General features: G+C 68.3%; 16 protein-coding genes. 4 read left to right on the top strand and 12 right to left on the bottom strand.

From position 1 onward, the window contains the following. Positions 1-20: 20 nt before the first annotated feature. Positions 21-926, top strand: coding sequence for a DMT family transporter (locus tag A6B37_RS20760; RefSeq protein WP_102775349.1), 906 nt, complete (start codon positions 21-23; stop codon positions 924-926). On the opposite strand, the gene A6B37_RS20765 is transcribed toward A6B37_RS20760, so the two are convergent. The 12 genes from A6B37_RS20765 to A6B37_RS20820 all read right to left on the bottom strand — a co-directional run bounded on the left by A6B37_RS20765 (position 923) and on the right by A6B37_RS20820 (position 15,287). After that, entirely contained in the window at positions 923-1,498 is a 576-nt protein-coding gene (locus tag A6B37_RS20765) for a hypothetical protein (RefSeq protein ID WP_111826797.1), read from the bottom strand. The two genes, A6B37_RS20760 and A6B37_RS20765, sit on opposite strands and share 4 nt — an antisense overlap. Positions 1,499-1,621: 123 nt before the next feature. Further along, entirely contained in the window at positions 1,622-2,407 is a 786-nt protein-coding gene (gene otnI, locus A6B37_RS20770) for a 2-oxo-tetronate isomerase (protein ID WP_111826798.1), read from the bottom strand. A 50-nt stretch (positions 2,408-2,457) separates the two neighbouring features. After that, the gene (locus A6B37_RS20775) at positions 2,458-4,458 is read right to left on the bottom strand and encodes a TonB-dependent receptor (protein WP_111826972.1); all 2,001 of its coding nucleotides are present in this window, start codon (positions 4,456-4,458) and stop codon (positions 2,458-2,460) included. Between the two features lie 199 nt (positions 4,459-4,657). Then, positions 4,658-5,707: an ABC transporter substrate-binding protein gene (locus tag A6B37_RS20780; RefSeq protein ID WP_102775346.1), complete on the bottom strand. Its 1,050-nt coding sequence runs from the start codon at positions 5,705-5,707 to the stop codon at positions 4,658-4,660. A 43-nt stretch (positions 5,708-5,750) separates the two neighbouring features. After that, complete coding sequence (locus A6B37_RS20785) at positions 5,751-6,725, bottom strand: GTP-binding protein (protein WP_111826799.1); 975 nt, start codon at positions 6,723-6,725, stop codon at positions 5,751-5,753. Position 6,726: 1 nt separating this feature from the next. Continuing rightward, positions 6,727-8,385, bottom strand: coding sequence for an amidohydrolase family protein (locus tag A6B37_RS20790; protein ID WP_111826800.1), 1,659 nt, complete (start codon positions 8,383-8,385; stop codon positions 6,727-6,729). Between the two features lie 5 nt (positions 8,386-8,390). Beyond that, entirely contained in the window at positions 8,391-9,638 is a 1,248-nt protein-coding gene (locus A6B37_RS20795) for an amidohydrolase family protein (RefSeq protein ID WP_111826801.1), read from the bottom strand. Positions 9,639-9,664: 26 nt separating this feature from the next. Then, on the bottom strand, positions 9,665-10,546 hold the full coding sequence (locus A6B37_RS20800) for an ABC transporter permease (RefSeq protein ID WP_111826802.1): 882 nt from the start codon (positions 10,544-10,546) through the stop codon (positions 9,665-9,667). 8 nt (positions 10,547-10,554) lie between these two features. Next, on the bottom strand, positions 10,555-11,601 hold the full coding sequence (locus tag A6B37_RS20805) for an ABC transporter ATP-binding protein (protein WP_111826803.1): 1,047 nt from the start codon (positions 11,599-11,601) through the stop codon (positions 10,555-10,557). Between the two features lie 3 nt (positions 11,602-11,604). Next, positions 11,605-12,363, bottom strand: a complete 759-nt coding sequence (locus A6B37_RS20810; RefSeq protein ID WP_246842540.1) for an ABC transporter permease — start codon at positions 12,361-12,363, stop codon at positions 11,605-11,607. 323 nt (positions 12,364-12,686) lie between these two features. Then, positions 12,687-14,228: a hydantoinase/oxoprolinase family protein gene (locus A6B37_RS20815; RefSeq protein ID WP_111826804.1), complete on the bottom strand. Its 1,542-nt coding sequence runs from the start codon at positions 14,226-14,228 to the stop codon at positions 12,687-12,689. Positions 14,229-14,237: 9 nt separating this feature from the next. Then, positions 14,238-15,287 carry a DUF917 domain-containing protein gene (locus tag A6B37_RS20820; protein ID WP_246842533.1) on the bottom strand — a complete coding sequence of 350 codons (1,050 nt, stop codon included), beginning with the start codon at positions 15,285-15,287 and terminating at the stop codon, positions 14,238-14,240. 290 nt (positions 15,288-15,577) lie between these two features. Between A6B37_RS20820 and A6B37_RS20825 the strand changes: the two genes are divergently transcribed. From A6B37_RS20825 to nikC, 3 genes are read left to right on the top strand one after another with little or no spacing between them, the layout of a single operon-like run. Beyond that, entirely contained in the window at positions 15,578-17,158 is a 1,581-nt protein-coding gene (locus A6B37_RS20825) for an ABC transporter substrate-binding protein (RefSeq protein ID WP_102775338.1), read from the top strand. Between the two features lies 1 nt (position 17,159). Beyond that, a complete protein-coding gene (locus A6B37_RS20830; protein ID WP_102775337.1) occupies positions 17,160-18,170 on the top strand; it encodes an ABC transporter permease in 1,011 nt (336 codons plus the stop codon). Positions 18,171-18,175: 5 nt separating this feature from the next. Beyond that, entirely contained in the window at positions 18,176-19,081 is a 906-nt protein-coding gene (gene nikC, locus A6B37_RS20835; protein ID WP_102775336.1) for a nickel transporter permease, read from the top strand. The last annotated feature ends 2 nt before the right edge of the window (positions 19,082-19,083 follow it).

Here is a 19,083-nt window from a genome sequence, read left to right on the forward strand (position 1 = left end):
CGCCCGCGCCGCCTTTTTCCATGACCACCGCAACCTTGAACACCGGCCGCAACGCCTCCCCGTCCACCCTGCTGCCCACCCTCTCGCTGATCGGCGCGATGGCGTCGCTGTGCATCGGCACGTCCTTCGCCAAGTCGCTTTTCCCCCTGGTGGGTGCGCAGGGCACCACCGCCTACCGCATCGCCATCGGCGCGCTGATCCTGCTGGCGTTCTGGCGGCCGTGGCGCTTTCCGCTCACGCGCCGCGACGCCGGCAAGATCGCGCTGTACGGCGTGACGCTGGCCTGCCTGAACCTGCTGTTCTACATGGCGCTGCGCACGCTGCCGCTGGGCGTGGCGATCGCCATCGAATTCACCGGGCCGCTGACCCTGGCCGTGGCGCTGTCGCGGCGCGCCATCGACTTCGTCTGGATCGCCTGCGCGGCCGCCGGCCTGGTGCTGCTGATTCCCACGGGCCAGTCGGTGCACGACCTGGACCCCGTCGGCATCGCCTACGCGCTGGGCGCGGCGGTGTGCTGGGCGCTGTACATCATCTTCGGCAAGATGGCCGGCAACGTGCACGGCGGGCAGGCGACCTCGCTGGGCCTGACGGCGGCCGCGCTGGTGGCGCTGCCCATCGGCGCCGCGCATGCCGGCGCGGCCCTGCTCGACCCCAAGCTGATCCTGGCCGGCATCGCCGTCGGCATCCTGTCCAGCGCCCTGCCCTATTCGCTGGAAATGGTGGCGCTCAAGCGCCTGCCGCAAAAGACCTTCGGCGTGCTGCTCAGCATGGAGCCGGCCATGGGCGCGCTGGCCGGCGTGGTGGTGCTCAACGAGCACCTGGACAAGACGCAATGGCTGGCCATCGGCGGCATCATCGTGGCCTCGGCCGGCTGCGCGGCCACGGCCCGCCGCCAGAACGCGCGCCGGCGCCAAACCGGGTCTTAGCCGAAACCCACTTCCCGCTGGGGCGGCCGCAGCGGGTCGAAGTCTTCCCAATGGTTATTGCGCCAGCGGCCGTTGGCGTGTTCGACGTCGGCGCCGCCGGCGTCGCGCAGCAGGCGGCAGGCCAGCAGCTCACGTTGCGGGCGCGCGCGCACCGCCACCATGACGCCGGCCTGGCGGATCTCGGCGTGCGCATCGGGATTGAAATAGCCGTGCTGGGTGCTGCCGTGGCCGGTCACCCACAGCGCGCCGAAAAGCGAGCCGAGATAGGCGCCCACGCCCGCGGCCGCCAGGATCAGCGGCGTGGAGTCGCTCAGCTCCGACATCACGAAGCCGCCGAACACCGCGAACCCCGCCCCCATGCCGCCGGCGCCCAGAAAGGCGCCCATGTCGGCGCGGCCCGCGTCCGGGTCCGAACGGCGGTCGCCGCCCAGCGGATAGCGGCCATGCTCGCCGGCCGGATTGACGTAGAAGATGTTGACGTCCCAGTCTGGGAAACCGTTGGCGGACAGGCGCGCGGCCGCGGCCTGGGCCGCTTCGAAGCCCTCGAAGCGGGCAGCTACGATCAGAGACATGATAGGCTCCTCGCCCGGGCGCGCCGGGCAGGATCGACATGGCTTCATCGTACGCTTGCGCCGCCGGCGCGCACGCCGCCGTTACACCTTGCGCCGCCTGTTACGCATGCCGCGCCGCGCGCGTCAGGCGCGCGCGGCCGCCAGCCAGCGCAGGCCGGAGGACGTGGCGCCGGCCGGGCGGTATTCGCAGCCGATCCAGCCGTCGTAGCCCAGCTCGCGCAGCACCCCGAACACCCAGCCGTAGTCCAGTTCGCCGCGGTCCGGCTCCTGGCGCAGCGGCACGCCGGCGATCTGCAGATGGCCGACCCGCCCGGTGGGCAGGTACTGGCGCAGCCGGGCGGTGACGTCGCCTTCGACGATCTGGCAGTGGTAGAGGTCCATCTGCACTTTCAGGTTGGTCGCGTTGACGGCCTGGACCACGGCGTGCGCGTCTTCCTGGCGGTTCAGGAAATAGCCGGGGATGTCGCGCGTGTTGATGGGTTCGATCAGCACGTTGACGCCGGCCGAACGCGCCTGGCGCGCGGCCCAGTCCAGGTTCTCCCGATAGCAGTCCAGCATGGCCTCGCGCGATGCGCCCTGCGGCGCCAGGCCCGCCATCACGTGCACGTTGGGGCAGGCCAGCGTCGTGGCGTAGGACAGGGCCAGCTCGATCCCGGCCTGGAACTCGTCCCGGCGTCCGGGCAAGGCGGCCAGGCCGCGCTCGCCGCGCCCGGCCACGCCCGGCGGCGCGTTGAACAGCACCTGGGCGACGCCGGCCGCGTCGATGCGTTCGCGCACCAGCGCGGCCGGCGCCTCGTACGGGAACATGCATTCCACCCCCGCGAAGCCGTCGGCCGCGGCGGCCTCATAGCGGTCCAGGAACGCGAGTTCCGGATACAGCATCGAGAGATTGGCGGCGAACTTCAGCATGGCGGACTCCGGACCGGGCGGCATGGCTGGAAAATAGCACAACGGCTGCCTCAGTACGTCATCCGCACGCCCAGCAGCACGCTGCGTCCGGGCAGCGGCGCCACCGAGGAAATGAAGGACGCATGGTTATAGGCCAGGCGGTTCAGCAGATTGGTGCCGCGCAGGTAGACCTCGTAACCCGCGCCGCCGTACTGGCCGCGGTAGGCCACCACCGCATTGACCATGTTGTAGCCGGGCGTGCTGTCTTCATAGGCCGCGATGTCCTTCTGCGCGAACACGCGCGCGTACTCCACGCCGCCCGACCACGGCCCCCATTTGACGTTGCCGCGCACGCCGGCGCGGGCCGCCGGAATCCGCGGCAGGTTGCCCTCGCCGCCAGTCAGCTTGCCGCGCACGTAGTCGCCGAACACGGCGGCCGAGAACACCGGGGTGAACTGGTGGCGCAGCTCGCCTTCCACGCCGGTGAATTCGGCGTCGCGCTGGGCGTACTCGATCAGGCGGAAGTCCTCGTAGCGGTCCAGCGTGTCGGCATAGATGTAGTTCTTCACCCGGTTGTGGAACACGCTGGCCGAGAACGTGGTGTCGCCGGCGTGCTTGCGCAGGGTCAGGTCGATGTTGTGCGAGGTCTCGCGGCCCAGGTCCGGGTTGCCCAGTTCATAGGTGTTGGTGGCCAGGTGCACGCCGTCGGCATAAAGCTCCTGCGCGCTGGGCAGGCGCTGCGAGCGCGACAGCGACAGCGCCAGCGAATACTGCGGCGCGAAGTCCCAGATGGCCGCGGCCGAGAACGACGTGCCCGACAGGCTGCTGCGGGGGTTGCCGCCCGCCGGCGAAATGCGCTGCCAGTCCTGGCGCGCGCCCAGCTCGAAACGCCAGTCGTTCAACTGGTATTCCTCCAGCACGAACAGGCCGTAGGAACGGGTCGTGCTGCGCGGCAGGAACGCCTCTTCGCCGTCGGCGCTGAAATCGCTGTAGGCGTTCTGCAACCCGACCACGCCGCGCCAGCCCGCCACCGGCTTGTGCTGCAGTTCCAGGCGCAGGTCGTAGCCCTTGTTCTTGAAGCGGGTGCCGACCTCGCCGCCTTCGATCTCGTCGTGCTGGTAGTCGGTCAGGCCGCCGCGCAGGCGGATTTTTTCAAAGCCCGCGAACGGATCCTGGTATTCGGCGCGCAGGTCCAGGCGGTTGCTGCGCAGCTTCACGTAGGGCACGTCGCCGTGCTCATGCTCGTGATCGTGGTCGTGGCCGTCCTCCTCCTCGCCGTGATCATGGCCGCCGCAATGCAGGTGCGTGCCATGCGGGTGGCAGCCTTCGTATTCGTGGTTGTGCCCGGGCAGCCCATACTTGCTTTCCAGGTGCGTGAAAGCCAGGCCGACATAGCCGCGCGGCGTGATCCACGACATGCCGACCGAGCCCTGCGAGGATTCGCTGTACGAGCCTTCCAGCTTGCCGCCGGGCCAGTCCGGCACGTCGTAGTCACTGCTGCGCCGCTTCAGGCCCTCGACCCGCACGGCGAAATTGTCGGCCCCGGCCGTGATGCCGACCGCGCCCGACCGTTCGCGCGTGCCGGTGGCGCCGCGCAGCTCGGCTTCGGCTTCGACGCCGCGCTCGGGCACCGCGGTGGGGACTTTCTTGTCCACCACGTTAACCACCCCGCCGATGGCGCCGCCGCCATACAGCAGCGCGGCCGGGCCGCGCAGCACTTCGATGCGCTCGGCCAGCAGCGGCTCGACCGTCACGGCGTGGTCGGGAGAGATACTGGATGCGTCCATCACTTCCGAACCGTCGGACAGGACCTTCACGCGCGGCGCGGTCTGGCCGCGGATCACCGGACGGCTGGCGCCGGCCCCGAACGTGTCGCTATTGACCCCGGGCAGGTTTTTCAGGGTCTCGCCCAGCGTCCCGGTGCGCTGCTCGGTCAGCTCGCCGCCTTCCAGCACGGAGGCCGGCAGCGTGGTGCTGTTCAGGTCCAGGCCCAGCGGATTGGCCGACACCGTAATGGGCGCCAGCGTCGCCGCGCCCTCTTCCTGCGCCTGGGCCCCCGGCGCGGCCAGCATCAGCGCGCAGGCCAGCGGCGCCAGCCTGCCGCGAAACTCCCGTCCATGTTCCCGCCCTTGCTTCTTGCCACGCATGATGATCCTCCAAATGTTATATCATTACAAATGAGAAGCGAATGATATAACATCTCAATCACTGCGGACAAAAAAAAGGCGCCCCCGGCCTTGCGGGACGCCCTTTTGCGGCAAGCCGGCGCGCTCAGCCCGCCTTGAATTCCTTGTTCCAGAATTCCAGGATGTCGGCCTTCTTTTCGGTCAGGCCCTTCAGGTCGTAGGCGTGCAGCAGCTTGACCTCGGCGTCCGAGAAGCCCACGCGCTTGAGCGGCTCGGGCAGCGTGGCGTTGGTGACGGTGGGCGCGTAGCCCATCTTCTCGGCGAACGCGATCTGGCCCTGCGGATCGAGCATGGCGTTCAGGTATGCCCAGGCCGCGTCCTTGTTGCGGCTGTTCTTGGCCACGGCGGCCTCGAACGCCACCGGCACCGAACCTTCCTTCGGGATCACGAAACCCAGCGGCAGGCCACTGTCGCGCCATTGCAGCGCGCGCGCCTTCCACATGCAGGCAATCGCAATCTCGCCCGACTTGAAGGCCGCCGCCACCGCCTCGTTGGACGGATAGATCCGCGGCGCGTTGGGCTTGAGCTTGGCCAGGAAGCGCTTGCCGCCTTCGAAGCTCTTGGTGTCGCCGCCCGCACCCAGGCCGACGAACACGGCGTTGTACAGGTACAGGATGTCCGAGAAGCCCACCTGCCCCTTCCATTTCGGGTCCAGCAGCACCTCCAGCGAATCCGGCGGAGTAGGGAATTTTTCGGTGTTGTAGACCAGCGTCATCGCGCTGAAGATGTGCGGGATGGAATACGGCGTCTTCAACGCGCCGATGGCGTGCGCCAGATTGGGCAGCTTGGCGGTGTCCAGCGGCGCCAGCGCGCCCGAACGCTCGGCGTCGTACATGTCCACTTCGCCCAGCAGCGCCACGTCCATGCTGCCGCGGCGCGAATTCTTTTCGGCGCGCAGCTTGGTCACGCGGCCCACGGCGTTGCCGGTGTCGTACACCACGTTCACGCCGTCCTTGCCGACGATGGGATTGATGATTTGCTGCAGCAGGTTCTGGTAGTCGCCGCCCCAGGTCCCCACGACGATTTCCTTGCCCGCGGCTTGCGCCATGCCCGGCACCCAGCCCAGGGCGGGAGCCAGCGCCAGGCCGGAGGCCGTCTTGATGAAGCCACGGCGAGTCAGGTTTTTGTCTTGCATAACGACCTCGTATCGAAGAGAACTGACGGTTTACTGCGAAAAATCAGGCAAGCATCTCCACCGGCGCGGCGGGCGCCCAGGCCCGGATCGCCTCGGCGTCGATGTCGCGGGCGATGACGATGATGGCGTCGCGCGCGTCGGGTTGGCGCGTCAGGCGCTGCGGCGCGCTGAAGGTGGCGCCAACCGACTGGATCAGGATGGGCTCGGCGCAGTCGCTGACCCGCACCACGGCCTTGACGCGCAGCAGGCGCTCGCCGCAAAAGCCGGCCAGGTCGTCCAGCCATTCCGAAAAGTCCGTCCAGCTGATGCCGGCGCGGGCGCGCGCCGCCATGACGCGGATGCGCGGATGCGCCGCCGCCGCGCCGCCGGCGGCCAGCATGTGCGCGGCCAGCGCGGCCGGATCGGCCGTGCCCTGCGCAGGCGCGAACGCCGCCGCCACGGCGCGCTCGCGGTCCGGCTCGGCGATGACCGCGGCCAGCGGATTGAGCGCGGCGGCGCGCGCCGCGCGTTGGGCAAGGGCCGCCGCGGGCAGCAGATCGGTCTTGGTCAGCACGATGCGATGGGCCGCGCCGAACTGCGCCATGGCCTCGTCCATTTCGGCCAGCGCATCGGGATCGCGTCCGCAGTCGTCGGTGCAGACCACCGTCAGCCGCAGGCCGCGCCTGGCCAGCTCCGGATCGGCCAGCGACGCGATCACCGGCCCGGGGCGCGACAGGCCGCTGCACTCCAGGATGACGCGCTTGAGTGGCCCGGCGCCGGACGGACGCGGCGCGTCCAGCAGCGCGCTCAGCGTATGGACCAGGTCGCTGCGCAGCGAGCAGCAGACGCAGCCGTTGGCCAGCAGGGTCATCGGCACGCTGTCGCTGTCGTTGGCGACGATGGCGCCGTCCACGCCGACCTCGCCCGCCTCGTTGACGATCACGCCGGTATCGGCCGCGCCGGTGCGCAGATAGTCCACCAGCAGCGTGGTCTTGCCGCTGCCCAGGAACCCGCAAAGCAGGAACAGATCGACCGCCATGTCAGGGCGCCGCCTGTCCGTCGTCGCACGGCAAACCGGCGGGCGAGCCGCCCAAGGGCGGACGTTCGCCGTCCGGATCGCCCGCCCAGCTGTCGCGCACCATGTCGCGCACGTCGGCCAGCAGTTCGGCCGTGTCGTACACCACGCCGGACTTGATCGTGGTCTCCAGGCAGCGCTGCCATTCGACCTGCGCGGTCTCGTCGTTCAGGCGCATGGCGCCGGTGCCGAACAGCAGCTTGAAGTCGGTCAGCGGATTCTGGTTGTGGATCAGCAGGTCGGCGCGCTTCTGCACGTCGATGGAGCCGGTGTCGTCGTCGATGCCCAGCAGCGCCGCGCTCTGCGAGGTGGCGGCGCGCAGCACTTCGATGGGATGAAAGCCCGCTTCCTGCAGCAGTTCCAGTTCGCGGATGAAGCCGAAGCCGTAGATCTGGTAAATGAAGCCCGAGTCGCTGCCGGCGCACACGCGCCCGCCCTGGTTCTTGTACTCGTTGATGAACTGCATCCACAGGCGGTAGTTCTGCTTCCACTCGATCTCGTTGGTGGTGCTCCAGCGGTACCAGTAGGCGCCGTGCCCGCCGCGCTGCGGCTGGAAGTATTTCCACACCGCCTTCCAGGTGTACTGGTCGTGCCAGTCGGCGCGGCGCGCGCGCATCAGGTCGCGGTTGGCGTCGTAGATGTTGAAGGTGGGCACGAAGGTGTGGCCCAGTTCCAGGAAACTGTCCATGACCTGGCGCCATTTTGCCGAACCTGGCTGGGCGGCCTGCATGAAGGTCTGCCCGGCGGCGGCGAAGCGGTAGTACTCGTCGCTGTAGTTGTAGTCGGTGGGAAACGACTGCACCACGCGGTCCTCGAACAAGGCCTCGGGCAGGCCGTAGTAGTGCTCGGAACTGGTCAGGCCCCAGCGCGCCGATTTCAGCGCGTTGACGCGGGTGACGGCCATCTGCGCATGGTGGCAGCCCGAGCGCAGGCCCAGCTGCGCCGCCTCGTCCAGCGCGGCCTGCATGATGGCCGGCGGCGCGCCGAAGAACTTGATGCCGTCGGCGCCGCGCGCGGCCAGCTTGCGCACCCACTCGCGCCCCTGCTCAGGCGTGTGGATGGTCTTGACCCGGTCGTTGACCGCGGGGAACACCGAATGCACGATCATGCGCGGCGCGGCGATCTTGTTGGCCGCCGACAGCTCGCGCTGCTCCAGCGTCCAGCCCAGCCCGCCCATGGCGCCCATTTCCCGCACCGTGGTCACGCCGTGCGCCAGCCACAGCCGGTAGATGTAGTCGGCCGGCGGCACGATGCCGCTCATGGCGTGGTACGGCGTGCCGATGTGCGCGTGCGCGTCCACGAACCCCGGCGTGACGAACTTGCCGTGGCAGTCGATCTCGTGGTCGCCCGGGCCGGGACGCCGCTTGGGGTCGATGGGTTTGTGCGGCGTGCCCACGTTGACCAGCGCCGTGATCCGCTCGTTCTCGATCACGATGTCCACCGGGCCCCAGGGCGGCGCGCCGGTGCCGTCGATCACGGTGGCGCCGCGCAGGATCAGGCGCGGAAACGGGCCCAGCCCGCGGTCGCGCGGCGCCGGCGCCGAAGGCGGATGCCAGCCCTTGGCGGCGTTGACGTCGCGCGACTCTTCGCCGACTTCGGATTGCAGTTGCGTGGGATCGCTCATGGCGCCTATGCCCCCAGTCCGTCGTGTTCGATGACGCCGCCCTTCATGATGAGCGCTAGGTGTTCGCCCTGGCCCAGCAGGCAGGACAGGTCGCGGTACGGATTGCCGTCGACCAGCAGCACGTCGGCCAGCGCGCCGGCCTGGATGCGCCCCAGCTGCCCCACCTGGTTGAGCACCTCGGCGGCGGTGGTGGTGGCGGACTGGATCACTTCCTGCGGCGTCAGCACCTCGGCGCGGATGCGGAACTCGTCGCTCTGCAGGCGCTGCGACGGCCCCAGCAGGTCCGAGCCGAAGCCGATTTTCACGCCGGCCTTCTTGTAGATTTCCAGCGAATGCAGGCCCGCGGTGCGCACGGTGGCGATCTTGGCCACCGAGTCCGGCGGCAGGCCGTAGTCGGCGCCCTCGTTGGCCAGCGCTTCGTAGGTGACCAGCGTGGGCACGACGAAGGCGCCGCGCTCGGCCATGTAGCGCGCCACCCGTTCGTCGACCAGGTTGCCGTGCTCGATGGTGCGCACGCCGTTGCGCACGGCGCGCTCGATGGCGTCGGCCGTGTAGGAGTGCGCCATCACATAGGTCTGGCGGCCGGCCGCCTCCTCGACGATCACGCGGATTTCATCTTCCGAATAGCCGTAGGACGCGATCGGGTCGGTCGGCGAGGCCACGCCGCCGGAGGCCATCATCTTGATCTGGTCGGCGCCCATCTGCAGTTCCTGGCGCACCGCCTTGCGCACATCGTCGATGCCGTCGGCCACGCGGCCGATGTCGCCGGCGCGGAAGCAGCAGCCGCAGAAGCTCATGGGGCGCAGATGGTCGGAGCGCGGCCGCGGGTCGCCGTGGCCGCCGGTCTGGCTGATGGCGCGGCCCGAGATGAACAGGCGCGGCCCCTGGACCGTGCCCTCGTTGACGGCGCACTTCAGGCCCCAGCCCGCGCCGCCCGCGTCGCGCACGGTGGTGAAGCCGCGGCGCAGCATCGCGGCCATGATGGGCACGGCGCGCATCATCACCAGCGCGTCGGGCAGCACGCCCTGGGCGCTGAGGTTGAGCTGCGTGGCCATCACGTGCGCGTGCAGGTCGATCAGCCCCGGCATGAGCGTGCGGCCGGCGGCGTCGATCACGCGCGCCGACGCCGCCGCGATCGGCCGGTCGGAGACTTCCTTGATGACGCCGTCCTCGACCAGCACGTGCTGGCCTTCCAGCAATTCCGCCTGCAAGGGATCGAGCAGGTTCGCGTTCTTGAACAGTACAGAAGCCATGAGGAATTCCTTGTGTGGCGCCGGACTCAGGACGCCATGGTCTTGAGGTAGCGGCGATGGATCAGCCAGTTGGAAATCAGGGCGATGACGAGGGTGCCGCAGACCAGCACCACGGCCAGCGCGGCGCCGAACGGCCAGTTCGAGGCCTTGGTGATCTGGTCGTACAGCGCCGGCGCCATCATGGTCAGGCCGGAGCCGCCCAGCAGCACCGGCGTGGCATAGGCGTTCATGCACAGGATGAACACCAGCATCGTGCCGGCCCCCACGCCGGGCGCGGCGATCGGCAGCACGATGCGGCGCAGCGTGGTGAAAAAGCTGGCGCCCACGTTGCGCGCGGCCTCTTCCACCGACAGGTCCATGCCTTCGAGCACGCTTTGCAGCGTCAGGATCAGGTACGGCATGACCACGGCGGTGGTGCCGATCACCACGGCCGTGGGCGTGTACATCATGGTCAGCGGCCCGTCGATCAGGCCCATTGCCTGCAGCACGGCGTTCACCACCCCGGCGTTGCCCAGCGCCACCATCCAGCCGGCGGCGCGCACCACGTTGCCCACCATCAGCGGAAACACCAGCAGGATCACGAACAGGCTCTTGTAGCGGCTTTGCGTGCGCGCCAGGAAATACGCCACCGGAAAGCCCAGCACCAGCGCCAGCACGGTGCACAGCCCGGCGATGCCCAGCGTCGTCAGGAATACGTCGCGGTAGTAGGGGTCGCCGAAGAACTTGGCGTAGTTGTCGAAGGTGAAGGCGGACTGCATCAGCTCCGCGGGATCGAAACGGTTGAAGCTGTAGCGCGCCAGCTGCAGGATGGGCACCATGATGATGGCCAGCACCACCAGCGAGGCCGGAAACGCCAGCCCCGGCCCCAGCCAGCCCCGGCGGGGCCCGTTCGGCGTCGCGGTCGTCATGGCGGCTCCTATTGCGTGAACGCCACGCAGTCGTCCGGCTCGAAGCACGCGTAGACGCGCTCGCCGGCCGCCGGCTGCGCCTGGCGCGCGCCGGCGTTGACGACCTGGCTGAGCATGCGCTCGCCGCCTTCCAGCTGCACCCGCACCTCCAGCACCGAACCCAGGTACAGCGAGGACTCGACCACGCCCGCCAGCGCGTTGCCGCCGGCCGGCTGCGCGCGCAGGCTCACGCGCTCGGGGCGCACGCCCAGGTGCGTGGCGCCGGCGCCGCCAGGAGCCGCGATGCGCTGGCCGGCGTCGGTCTGGAAGACGTTGCCGGCTTCGCCGCGCCCCTTGAACACATTCATCTTGCCCAGGAAATCGGCCACGAACAGATTGGCCGGCCGCTCGTACAGCGTGTCCGGCGAGCCGACCTGCTGCACGATGCCGTCGTGCATGATGGCCATGCGGTCGGCGATCGCCAGCGCCTCTTCCTGGTCGTGCGTGACGAATACCGTGGTCAGGCCCAGGCGCTGCTGCAGCGCGCGGATCTCCTCGCGCACTTCCACGCGCAGCTTGGCGTCCAGGTTGGACAAGGGCTCGTCGAGCAGGAACACCTTGGGCTCGATGGCCAGCGCGCGCGCGATCGCGACGCGCTGCTGCTGCCCGCCGGAGAGCTGGCGCGGATAACGCTCGCGCAGCTCGCTCATGCGCACCATGTCCAACACGCGCCTGATCCTGGCGTCGCGGTCGGCCTTGGGAACCTTGTGCATCTCCAGCCCGAAGGCCACGTTCTCGGCCACCGTCATGTGCGGAAACAGCGCATAGCGCTGGAACACCATGCCCGTGTCGCGCTTGTGCACCGGCAGGCGCGTCACGTCGGTGTCGCCGATGCGGATGCGTCCGGCCGTGGGCGCGATGAAGCCGGCGATCATGCGCAGCGTGGTGGTCTTGCCGCAGCCGCTGGGGCCCAGGAACGCCACCAGTTCGCCGTCGCCGATCTCCAGCGAGAAATCGGATACCGCCACCGCCTGCCCGAACTGCTTGCGGATGTTTTCGATAGAGACCTTCGCCATCTTCTATACCACCTGACTGAGTTTCACGTAGCGGTCGGTCACTAGCATGATGATGCCCAACAGCAGAATCTGCACCGAGGCCACCGCGGCGATGGTCGGGTCCAGGTTGAATTCGAGGTACTGCATGATCGCGATCGGCAAGGTGGTGCGGCCGGGGCCGACCAGCGACAGCGACAGCTCCAGGTTCTCGAACGACACCACGAAGCTGAACAGCGCCGCGGCCACGATGGACGGGCGCAGCATGGGCAGCGTGACCCGCATGAACGCGACCGGCGCGCTGGCGCCCAGGTTGCGCGCGGCCTCTTCGATGGAGCCGTCCAGGCCCGCCATGCCGGCCGTGACCAGCCGGACCGTCCACGGAATGGTGAGGCAGATGTGCGCGATCACCAGCCCGCCGAAGGTGCCGATGATGTCCTGGTCCAGCGCTTCTTCGGCGCGCAGATAGAACAGGTAGATGCCCACGCCGGCCACGATGCCGGGAATCAGCAGCGGCGACAGCAGCAGGGTGTTGATGCTCTTGCTGCCGCTGAAGCGGTAGCGCGCGATGCCGACCGCGGCCAGCACGCCCAGGGCCACGCCGATGGCGGCCGCCACCAGCGAGACCTGCAGGCTGAAGATGAAGCCGTTGGCGAAAGCCGGGTTTTCCCAGGCCTTCACGTACCAGGACAGCGTATAGCCCGACGGCGGGAAGTAGAGAATGGCGTCCTTGAAGAAGCTCAGCCAGACCACCAGCACGATGGGGCTGAGCATGAACGCGTACATGAGCACGACGAAGACGCGATGCAACCACGTCGCCCACGGAATCACCCGCAGGGTCCGGTCCCGGACGGCCGTGGCGGCCGAGTTCAAAGGAGGCGCGTTATGCAAATCCCTGGTTCCTTGTCAGCAGCAGCCGGCTAGTATCCTGGGTAGAAACCTGCGGTATCTACGGTTAACCAGAGCATATCGACGGGTTGCTGCGCGGCTCAACTAGGGATAACCCATTATTGCGAGCCTCTTGCATGCGCGCGGCGGCGCGCCCGCCGCGCGCGGGTGCAACCCGACGCCGGAAATGGCGGCGGCAGGTGCAACCCAGGTTCCCGTGCCTAGTGCGCGCGGCCGGCGATCTCGCCCACCACGCGGACCCGCGCCCGGACGGCGTTGCCCGGCAGGTAGGCCAGCGGAATGTCTTCCTGTTCGATCACGCTGATCGTGGCGGGGTCCGCGCCGGCGGCCACGGCGCGCTCGACCGCGATGCCGCGCGCACGCTCCAGCAGTTCCTCGCGGCCCAGGTTGGTGAAGATCTGGTCGACCTCGCCCGAGACCTGCGCGATGGCCGCGCCCACTGCGTTGGCCACGGCGTGGTTCTCGACGCGCACCACTTCGGAAAAGCCCGCGACCCGATCCGGAATCAGCACCGAGCCGCCGCCCACCGCGATCAGCGGCACCTCGCGCGCGTCGCTTTTCATGCGGTCGCAGGCCTCGGAAATGGCTTCGTGCATGCGCGCCAGCGCGCCGCGCACCATCGCCGGGTCCAGATGCGCCACGCGGGAACGGTCGCCGATGTCCGCCAGGCCCGCGGCAACCGCGATGTCGGTGCAGGTGAGCTGCGTGCCGCCGAACACCAGCGCCTCTTCGAGCAGGCGGTGGCCGACGCTGACCGGGCCGACCTGCAACGTCTGCGGGTCCACCAGCGTACCGCCGCCCACGCCGATGGACAGCAGGTCGGGCATGCGGAACGCGGTGCGCACCCCGCCCACTTCCACCATGTTGTTGGCCTGGCGCGGAAAGCCGTTGTGCACATAACCCACGTCGGCCGTGGTGCCGCCCACGTCGCAGACCACGGCGTCGTTGATCGAGGCCAGGAACACGGCCCCGCGCATGGAGTTGGTGGGGCCGGACGCGAAGGAATGCACGGGAAAATCGCGCGCGTTCTCGGCCAGCGTGACCGTGCCGTCGTTCTGCGTCAGAAAGAGCGGCGCGCGGATGCCGCTGTCGGCAAGCGCCTGCACGAAGGCGTCGGTGGTCTTGTGCGCCAGGTCGATCAGCGTGGCGTTCAACAGCGCCACGTTCTCGCGGCCCAGCAGGCCGATGCGGCCCAGCTGGTGCGAATAGGTGATGCGGCAATCGGGATGCTCCTGCAGCAGGATCTCGCCGGCGCGCAGTTCGGCCGCGCCGATCAGCGGCGAGAACACGCCGCTGACCGCCACCGTGGAAATGCCCGAGGCGCGGATGGCGCGCGCGGCGTCGCGCACCGCGCGTTCGTCCAGCGGCATCAGTTCGCGGCCGTCGAATTCATGGCCGCCCTGCACCAGGTAGGTGCCGCCGTTGACCTTCTGCGCCAGGTCCTCCGGCCAGTCGCAGAACGGCAGCAGCGAGGCAGCGGCCGGCAGGCACACGCGCAGCGCGGCGGCCGGCTCCAGGTCGCGCCGCTGCACCACGGCGTTGGTGAAATGGGTGGTGCCTATCATCACCGCGTCGGGCTCGCCGGCCTGCGGGCAGGCCTGGATCAGCGCGGCCAGCGCGCGCCGCACGCCGCTGGTGACGTCAGCGGTGGTGGGCGACTTGACCGCGCCCAGCACCTTGTTGTCCTGCACGAATACGGCGTCCGTGTTGGTGCCGCCTACGTCTATGCCTATGTGTTTCATGTGAGGGTTCTATGCGAAGACCGAGCGATAGTCGAAGTCGAAACCGAAGGCGCGCGGGCCGACCAGCTCCAGGCCGCGCGGCGTGGTGAAAACGGCAGGCGCGGGCAGCGCCAGCACGCTCACGCGCTGGCCGAAGCGCAGCACGTCGGTGCCGATGCCGTCGCCGCTGACCGAGTCCAGCACGCAGATCAGGTCGGGCGTCATGACCTCGGGCACGCCGTCGCGCTCGCCCACCGAGAATTCGTTCTGGAAGTGCAGCGTGTAGCGCGAGCCGCGGTCCTCGCCCAGCCCTTCCAACACCGCGCGGCCGCGCAGAAAGCCGGCCGTGGTGCGGCGTTCCACGTCGATGACCTTGCCGCTGAACATGCGCTTGCCGGCCGTCTCCTGCAGCACGGCGCCGATCACGTCGGCATGCTGGCGGCGCGCGCGCAGCACCACTTCGCCCAGGCGGATGGCCTTGCTGACGGTGTAGAGAATGCCGTGGTCCTTGACCTCGCTGCCGCGGCGCGGCGTCTTGCAAGTCGCCGCCGTGGAGCCCATTTCGACCACAACCTTGCGGCTCAGGCGCTCGACCCAGGTGGCCGAGGCCGCGCGGGTGACGATGACTTCGTTGTCGCGGATGTCGGCCACCGCCAGCGGATACATGGGCAGGTCGTTGGCGGCGAAGCTCGTCATCTGCGCTTCGGGATAGGCCCGGCCCATGCTGTCGGCGTCGACCACCGGCAGGCCGGTCAGGGCCGCCACCATGAAGGGCTGCAGGCCGTTGCCGCCGCCGATCTCCAAGGCCATCACGGCGCGAAAGCGCGCGCCGCAATACTCCTCCATCATGCGCACCGGCTTGACCGCGAAATGCGGATCGGCCAGGCGTTCCTGACCGACCAGCGGCGCGCCCATGCCCGACACCACCGCCACGCGGTCTTCGTCTTCCAGGTACATGGGGTCCAGCAGCGAAACGCTGTAGCCCTTCTTGTACAGCTGGCGCATGTTCAACAGTTTCTGGTAGGGATCGCCGCCGCCGCCGGTGCCCAGAATCCAGGCGCCCACGGCCAGGGCTTCCATCTCTTCGGCGGAAACGACGCGCGTTCCGGTGTTCGTGCTTGCGGCTACAGATAGCATGGTTCGATGAAGTCAGAAGTGAGCCGGAATGGGAAACAAACCTTACTTCGCTGCGAATACGGCGGGCAAATTGAATATGCGCATGTCTCGCATAGACCCAAATCATGCGCCTGCATGTGTTGAACCTATGTGCCGCATTCTTCGTATTTATTTGCCGTGGCCTGATGCATCTGCAAATATCGGGCCACGGCCTCCGGCACCGACCGGCAAGCGATATACAAGGGGAAACACCAATGCGGCAACGCCTCAGCACCTTTCTTCTGGCAGCGACCATCGCCTGCGCGCCGATGGCCTCGCATGCGTTCGAAACCTCCAACGGCAAGCGCATCCTCGTCATCGGAGGCCAGCAGGCCGTCTCCGTGATGGACCCGGCGCAGAAATACGACCTGTCCATCCGCACCATCCAGCAGGCCACCTACGACGCGCTGCTCAAGTACGAAGGCGATCCGCCCGAACTCAAGCCCTGGCTCGCGACCTCGTGGTCGTCCAACGCCGACGCCTCGGAATGGACCTTCAAGCTCGACCCGCGCGCCCGCTTCCAGAACGGCGACCCCGTCGACGCCGCCGCCGTGAAGGCCTCGTTCGAGCGCACGCTCAAGCTGAACAAGGGACCGGCCTGGATGTACGCGGACTTCCTCAAGCCCGAGAACATCGTGGTGGACGACCCGCAGACCATCCGCTTCAAGCTCACGCGCCCCTACGCCGCGTTCCTGGGCCTGATGCCGTGGTGGTACATCGTCAACGTCAAGCAGGCGATGGAACACGAACAGAACGGCGACTACGGCCAGCAATGGCTGACCGAACACACGGCCGGCTCCGGCCCGTTCCGCGTCAAGCGCGTGGAGCCGAACTCCCTGTACGAGCTGGAAACCTGGAACGACTACTGGAAGGGCTGGTCGCAGCCCGAGAAGGCGCGCCTGGGCGGCATCATCTACCGCGTCATCACCGAGAACTCCAGCCGCCGCGCGGCGCTGGCGCGCGGCGAGATCGACATCGCCGCCAGCCTCTCGCCCGAGGACATCGACCAGCTCTCTTCGGTCAAGGGCGTGAAGATCGGACGCAAGCCCGGCATGGGCGGATTCGGCCTGAAGTTCAACACCCAGGGCAAGTACATGTCAGACCTGAACCTGCGCCGCGCGCTGGCCTACGCGTTCGACTACGAGTCGCTGCTGAAGATCTACAACGGCAAGGCGCGCCTGATGGAAAGCCCGTTCTCGCCGTCGGTGCAGGGATACATGGCGATGCCGGAGATGCCGCGCCGCGACATGGAACGCGCGCGCCAGTACCTGGCCAAATCGAAATGGCCGCAGGGCGGCATCGAACTGGAATACGTGTACGTGCAGGGCCTGGAGGAAGAACGCCAGATGGGCCTGCTGCTTATCGACAACCTCAAGCCGCTGGGCATCGGCGTGCGCATGGTGCCGCTTACCTGGCCCAACATGGTGGCGCGCGGCGCCAAGGCCGAGACCTCGCCCGACATCTTCGCCTCGTTCACCTCGGTCATGTCGATCGATCCCGATTCGGTCGCCTACATGTACCACAAGGGTTCCTGGGGCCAGTACTACGGCACGCACTTCCTGAACGATCCGGAACTGTTCGCGCTGATCGAACGCGCCCGCACGCTGTCCGCCTGGTCCGAGCGCAAGCCGCTGTACGAGGACATCCAGCGCCGCATCGTGGCCGCCCAGCCCGAGATCTTCGGCATGATCCGCGACCGCACCACGGCCTCGCGCGATTACGTGCAGGGCCTGGTGGACTCGCCGATCCGCATGGCCAGCGAATTCGACCTGTATCCGCTGTACATCGGCCGCTAGCATGCTGCGCTTCATCGTCAAACGCTCGGCGTTCATGCTGTTGATGCTGGCCGGCCTGCTGGCCATCACCTTCACCATCTCGCATGTCGCGCCGGGCGACCCGGCCCGCCTGGCGGCCGGCCCCAACGCCACCGAGGCCATGGTGCAGACCATCCGTGAGGAATACGGCATGGACCGCCCGGTGCTGGCGCAGTTCGCCACCTACCTCGGCGGCGTGGTGCAGGGCGACCTGGGGCGCTCCATCACCACCACCCGGCCGGTGTTCCAGGACCTGCTGCGCTTTTTCCCGGCCACGCTGGAACTGGTGTGCTTCTCCATCCTGCTGGCCATCGTGGGCGGCGTGCTGCTGGGCACCGTGGCCGCGGCCACGCAGAACCGCTGGCCCGACCACCTCATCCGCCTGCTGTCGACCTCGGGCGTGGCCTTTCCGATGTTCTCGCTGGGGCTGCTGCTGAAATACGTGTTCGCGCAGCACCTGGAATGGCTGCCGCTGGGCGGCAGGCTGGACATGCTGGCCTTTCCGCCCGACACCATCACCGGCTTCTACACCGTGGACAGCCTGCTGCATGGCGACGTCGAGACCTTCGCCTCGGCCCTGGGCTACATGATCCTGCCGGCGCTGGCGCTGGCGTTTCCGGCGCTGGCGTCCATCATCCGCGTCAACCGCGCCGAGATGCTGGAAGTGCTGCGCCAGGACTACATCGTGGCGGCGCGCGCGCACGGCGTGGCGCCGTGGCGCGTGATCGCCAAGTACGCCCTGCGCAACGCCATGCTGCCGACCCTGGCCATGATAGGCCTGCGCTTCGGCTGGATGCTGGGCGGCACCGTGCTGATCGAATCGGTGTTCGACTGGCCCGGCATCGGGCTGTACGCGGTGCAGGCCACGATGAACTCGGACTTCCAGCCCATCATGGGCGTCACGCTGGTGCTGGGCGCGAGCTTCATGCTGATCAACTTCGTCATCGACATCGTCTACGGCGCGCTGGACCCGCGCGTCCGCCATCAGGGCTGAGCCTCATGTCCACCACCACCGCCATTTCCCCGCCGCAGCCGCAACCGGCCCGCCACGGGCTGTCGCGCCAGCTGCGGCTGTACGCCGCCACCTTCGCGCGCAACAAGTCCGCGATGCTGGGGCTGGCCATCGTCGTCGGCTTCCTGCTGGTGGCGCTGTTCGCGCCCTGGCTGGCGCCCTATCCGGAAGACGCGGCCGGCTCCGTCAAGCTGGCGCAGAAGCTGCTGCCGCCCAGCCCGGCGCACTGGTTCGGCACCGACGAAATGGGCAACGACATCCTGTCGCGCGTGCTGCTGGGCGCGCGCACTTCGCTGCAGATCGGGCTGACCATCACCGGCATCGCCGTGCTGATCGGCGTGCCGCTGGGCGTGATCGCCGGCTATTTCGGCGGCCGCGTGCAGGAGCTGATCATGCGCGTCACCGACATCTTCCTGTCGGTGCCGGGGCTGGTGCTGGCCATCGCCATCGTGGGCGCGCTGGGGCCGGGCATCCTGAACGCCATGATCGCGCTGTCGCTGGTGTGGTGGCCGGGCTATGTGCGGCTGGTCCAGGCCAAGACGCTGTCGCTCAAGGGCGAGGTCTACATCGACGCCGCCCGCATGATGGGCGCCGGGCCGCTGCGCATCGTGTTCGTGCACATCCTGCCCAACTGCGTCTCGCCCATCGTCATCAAGGCGTCCATGGACATGGGCATGGCGATTCTCAGCGCGGCCAGCCTGGGCTTTCTGGGCCTGGGCGCGCAGCCGCCCTCGCCGGAGTGGGGCGCGATGATTTCCGTGGGACGCAACTATTTGCCGCAATGGTGGTGGTATTCGGCCTTTCCTGGCCTGGCCATCTACCTCACGGTGCTGGGCTTCAACCTGATCGGCGACGGCCTGCGCGACGTGCTCGATCCCAAGCAGCGGAGCTGACA

Origin of the sequence: Achromobacter sp. HZ01, assembly GCF_003267925.1 — a bacterium.
GTDB lineage: Bacteria > Pseudomonadota > Gammaproteobacteria > Burkholderiales > Burkholderiaceae_B > Achromobacter > Achromobacter pulmonis_A.

Excerpts from the sequence above, each read along its gene's own strand:
- otnI (WP_111826798.1), bottom strand. The coding sequence starts at position 2,407 with ATGCTGAAGTTCGCCGCCAATCTCTCGATGCTGTATCCGGAACTCGCG.
- A6B37_RS20780 (WP_102775346.1), bottom strand. The coding sequence starts at position 5,707 with ATGCAAGACAAAAACCTGACTCGCCGTGGCTTCATCAAGACGGCCTCC.
- A6B37_RS20815 (WP_111826804.1), bottom strand. The coding sequence starts at position 14,228 with ATGAAACACATAGGCATAGACGTAGGCGGCACCAACACGGACGCCGTA.
- A6B37_RS20760 (WP_102775349.1), top strand. The coding sequence starts at position 21 with ATGACCACCGCAACCTTGAACACCGGCCGCAACGCCTCCCCGTCCACC.
- A6B37_RS20800 (WP_111826802.1), bottom strand. The coding sequence starts at position 10,546 with ATGACGACCGCGACGCCGAACGGGCCCCGCCGGGGCTGGCTGGGGCCG.
- A6B37_RS20790 (WP_111826800.1), bottom strand. The coding sequence starts at position 8,385 with ATGAGCGATCCCACGCAACTGCAATCCGAAGTCGGCGAAGAGTCGCGC.
- A6B37_RS20830 (WP_102775337.1), top strand. The coding sequence starts at position 17,160 with ATGCTGCGCTTCATCGTCAAACGCTCGGCGTTCATGCTGTTGATGCTG.
- A6B37_RS20765 (WP_111826797.1), bottom strand. The coding sequence starts at position 1,498 with ATGTCTCTGATCGTAGCTGCCCGCTTCGAGGGCTTCGAAGCGGCCCAG.
- A6B37_RS20805 (WP_111826803.1), bottom strand. The coding sequence starts at position 11,601 with ATGGCGAAGGTCTCTATCGAAAACATCCGCAAGCAGTTCGGGCAGGCG.
- A6B37_RS20785 (WP_111826799.1), bottom strand. The coding sequence starts at position 6,725 with ATGGCGGTCGATCTGTTCCTGCTTTGCGGGTTCCTGGGCAGCGGCAAG.
- A6B37_RS20810 (WP_246842540.1), bottom strand. The coding sequence starts at position 12,363 with ATGTACGCGTTCATGCTCAGCCCCATCGTGCTGGTGGTCTGGCTGAGC.
- A6B37_RS20775 (WP_111826972.1), bottom strand. The coding sequence starts at position 4,458 with ATGCTGGCCGCGCCGGGGGCCCAGGCGCAGGAAGAGGGCGCGGCGACG.
- A6B37_RS20825 (WP_102775338.1), top strand. The coding sequence starts at position 15,578 with ATGCGGCAACGCCTCAGCACCTTTCTTCTGGCAGCGACCATCGCCTGC.
- nikC (WP_102775336.1), top strand. The coding sequence starts at position 18,176 with ATGTCCACCACCACCGCCATTTCCCCGCCGCAGCCGCAACCGGCCCGC.
- A6B37_RS20820 (WP_246842533.1), bottom strand. The coding sequence starts at position 15,287 with ATGGAAGCCCTGGCCGTGGGCGCCTGGATTCTGGGCACCGGCGGCGGC.
- A6B37_RS20795 (WP_111826801.1), bottom strand. The coding sequence starts at position 9,638 with ATGGCTTCTGTACTGTTCAAGAACGCGAACCTGCTCGATCCCTTGCAG.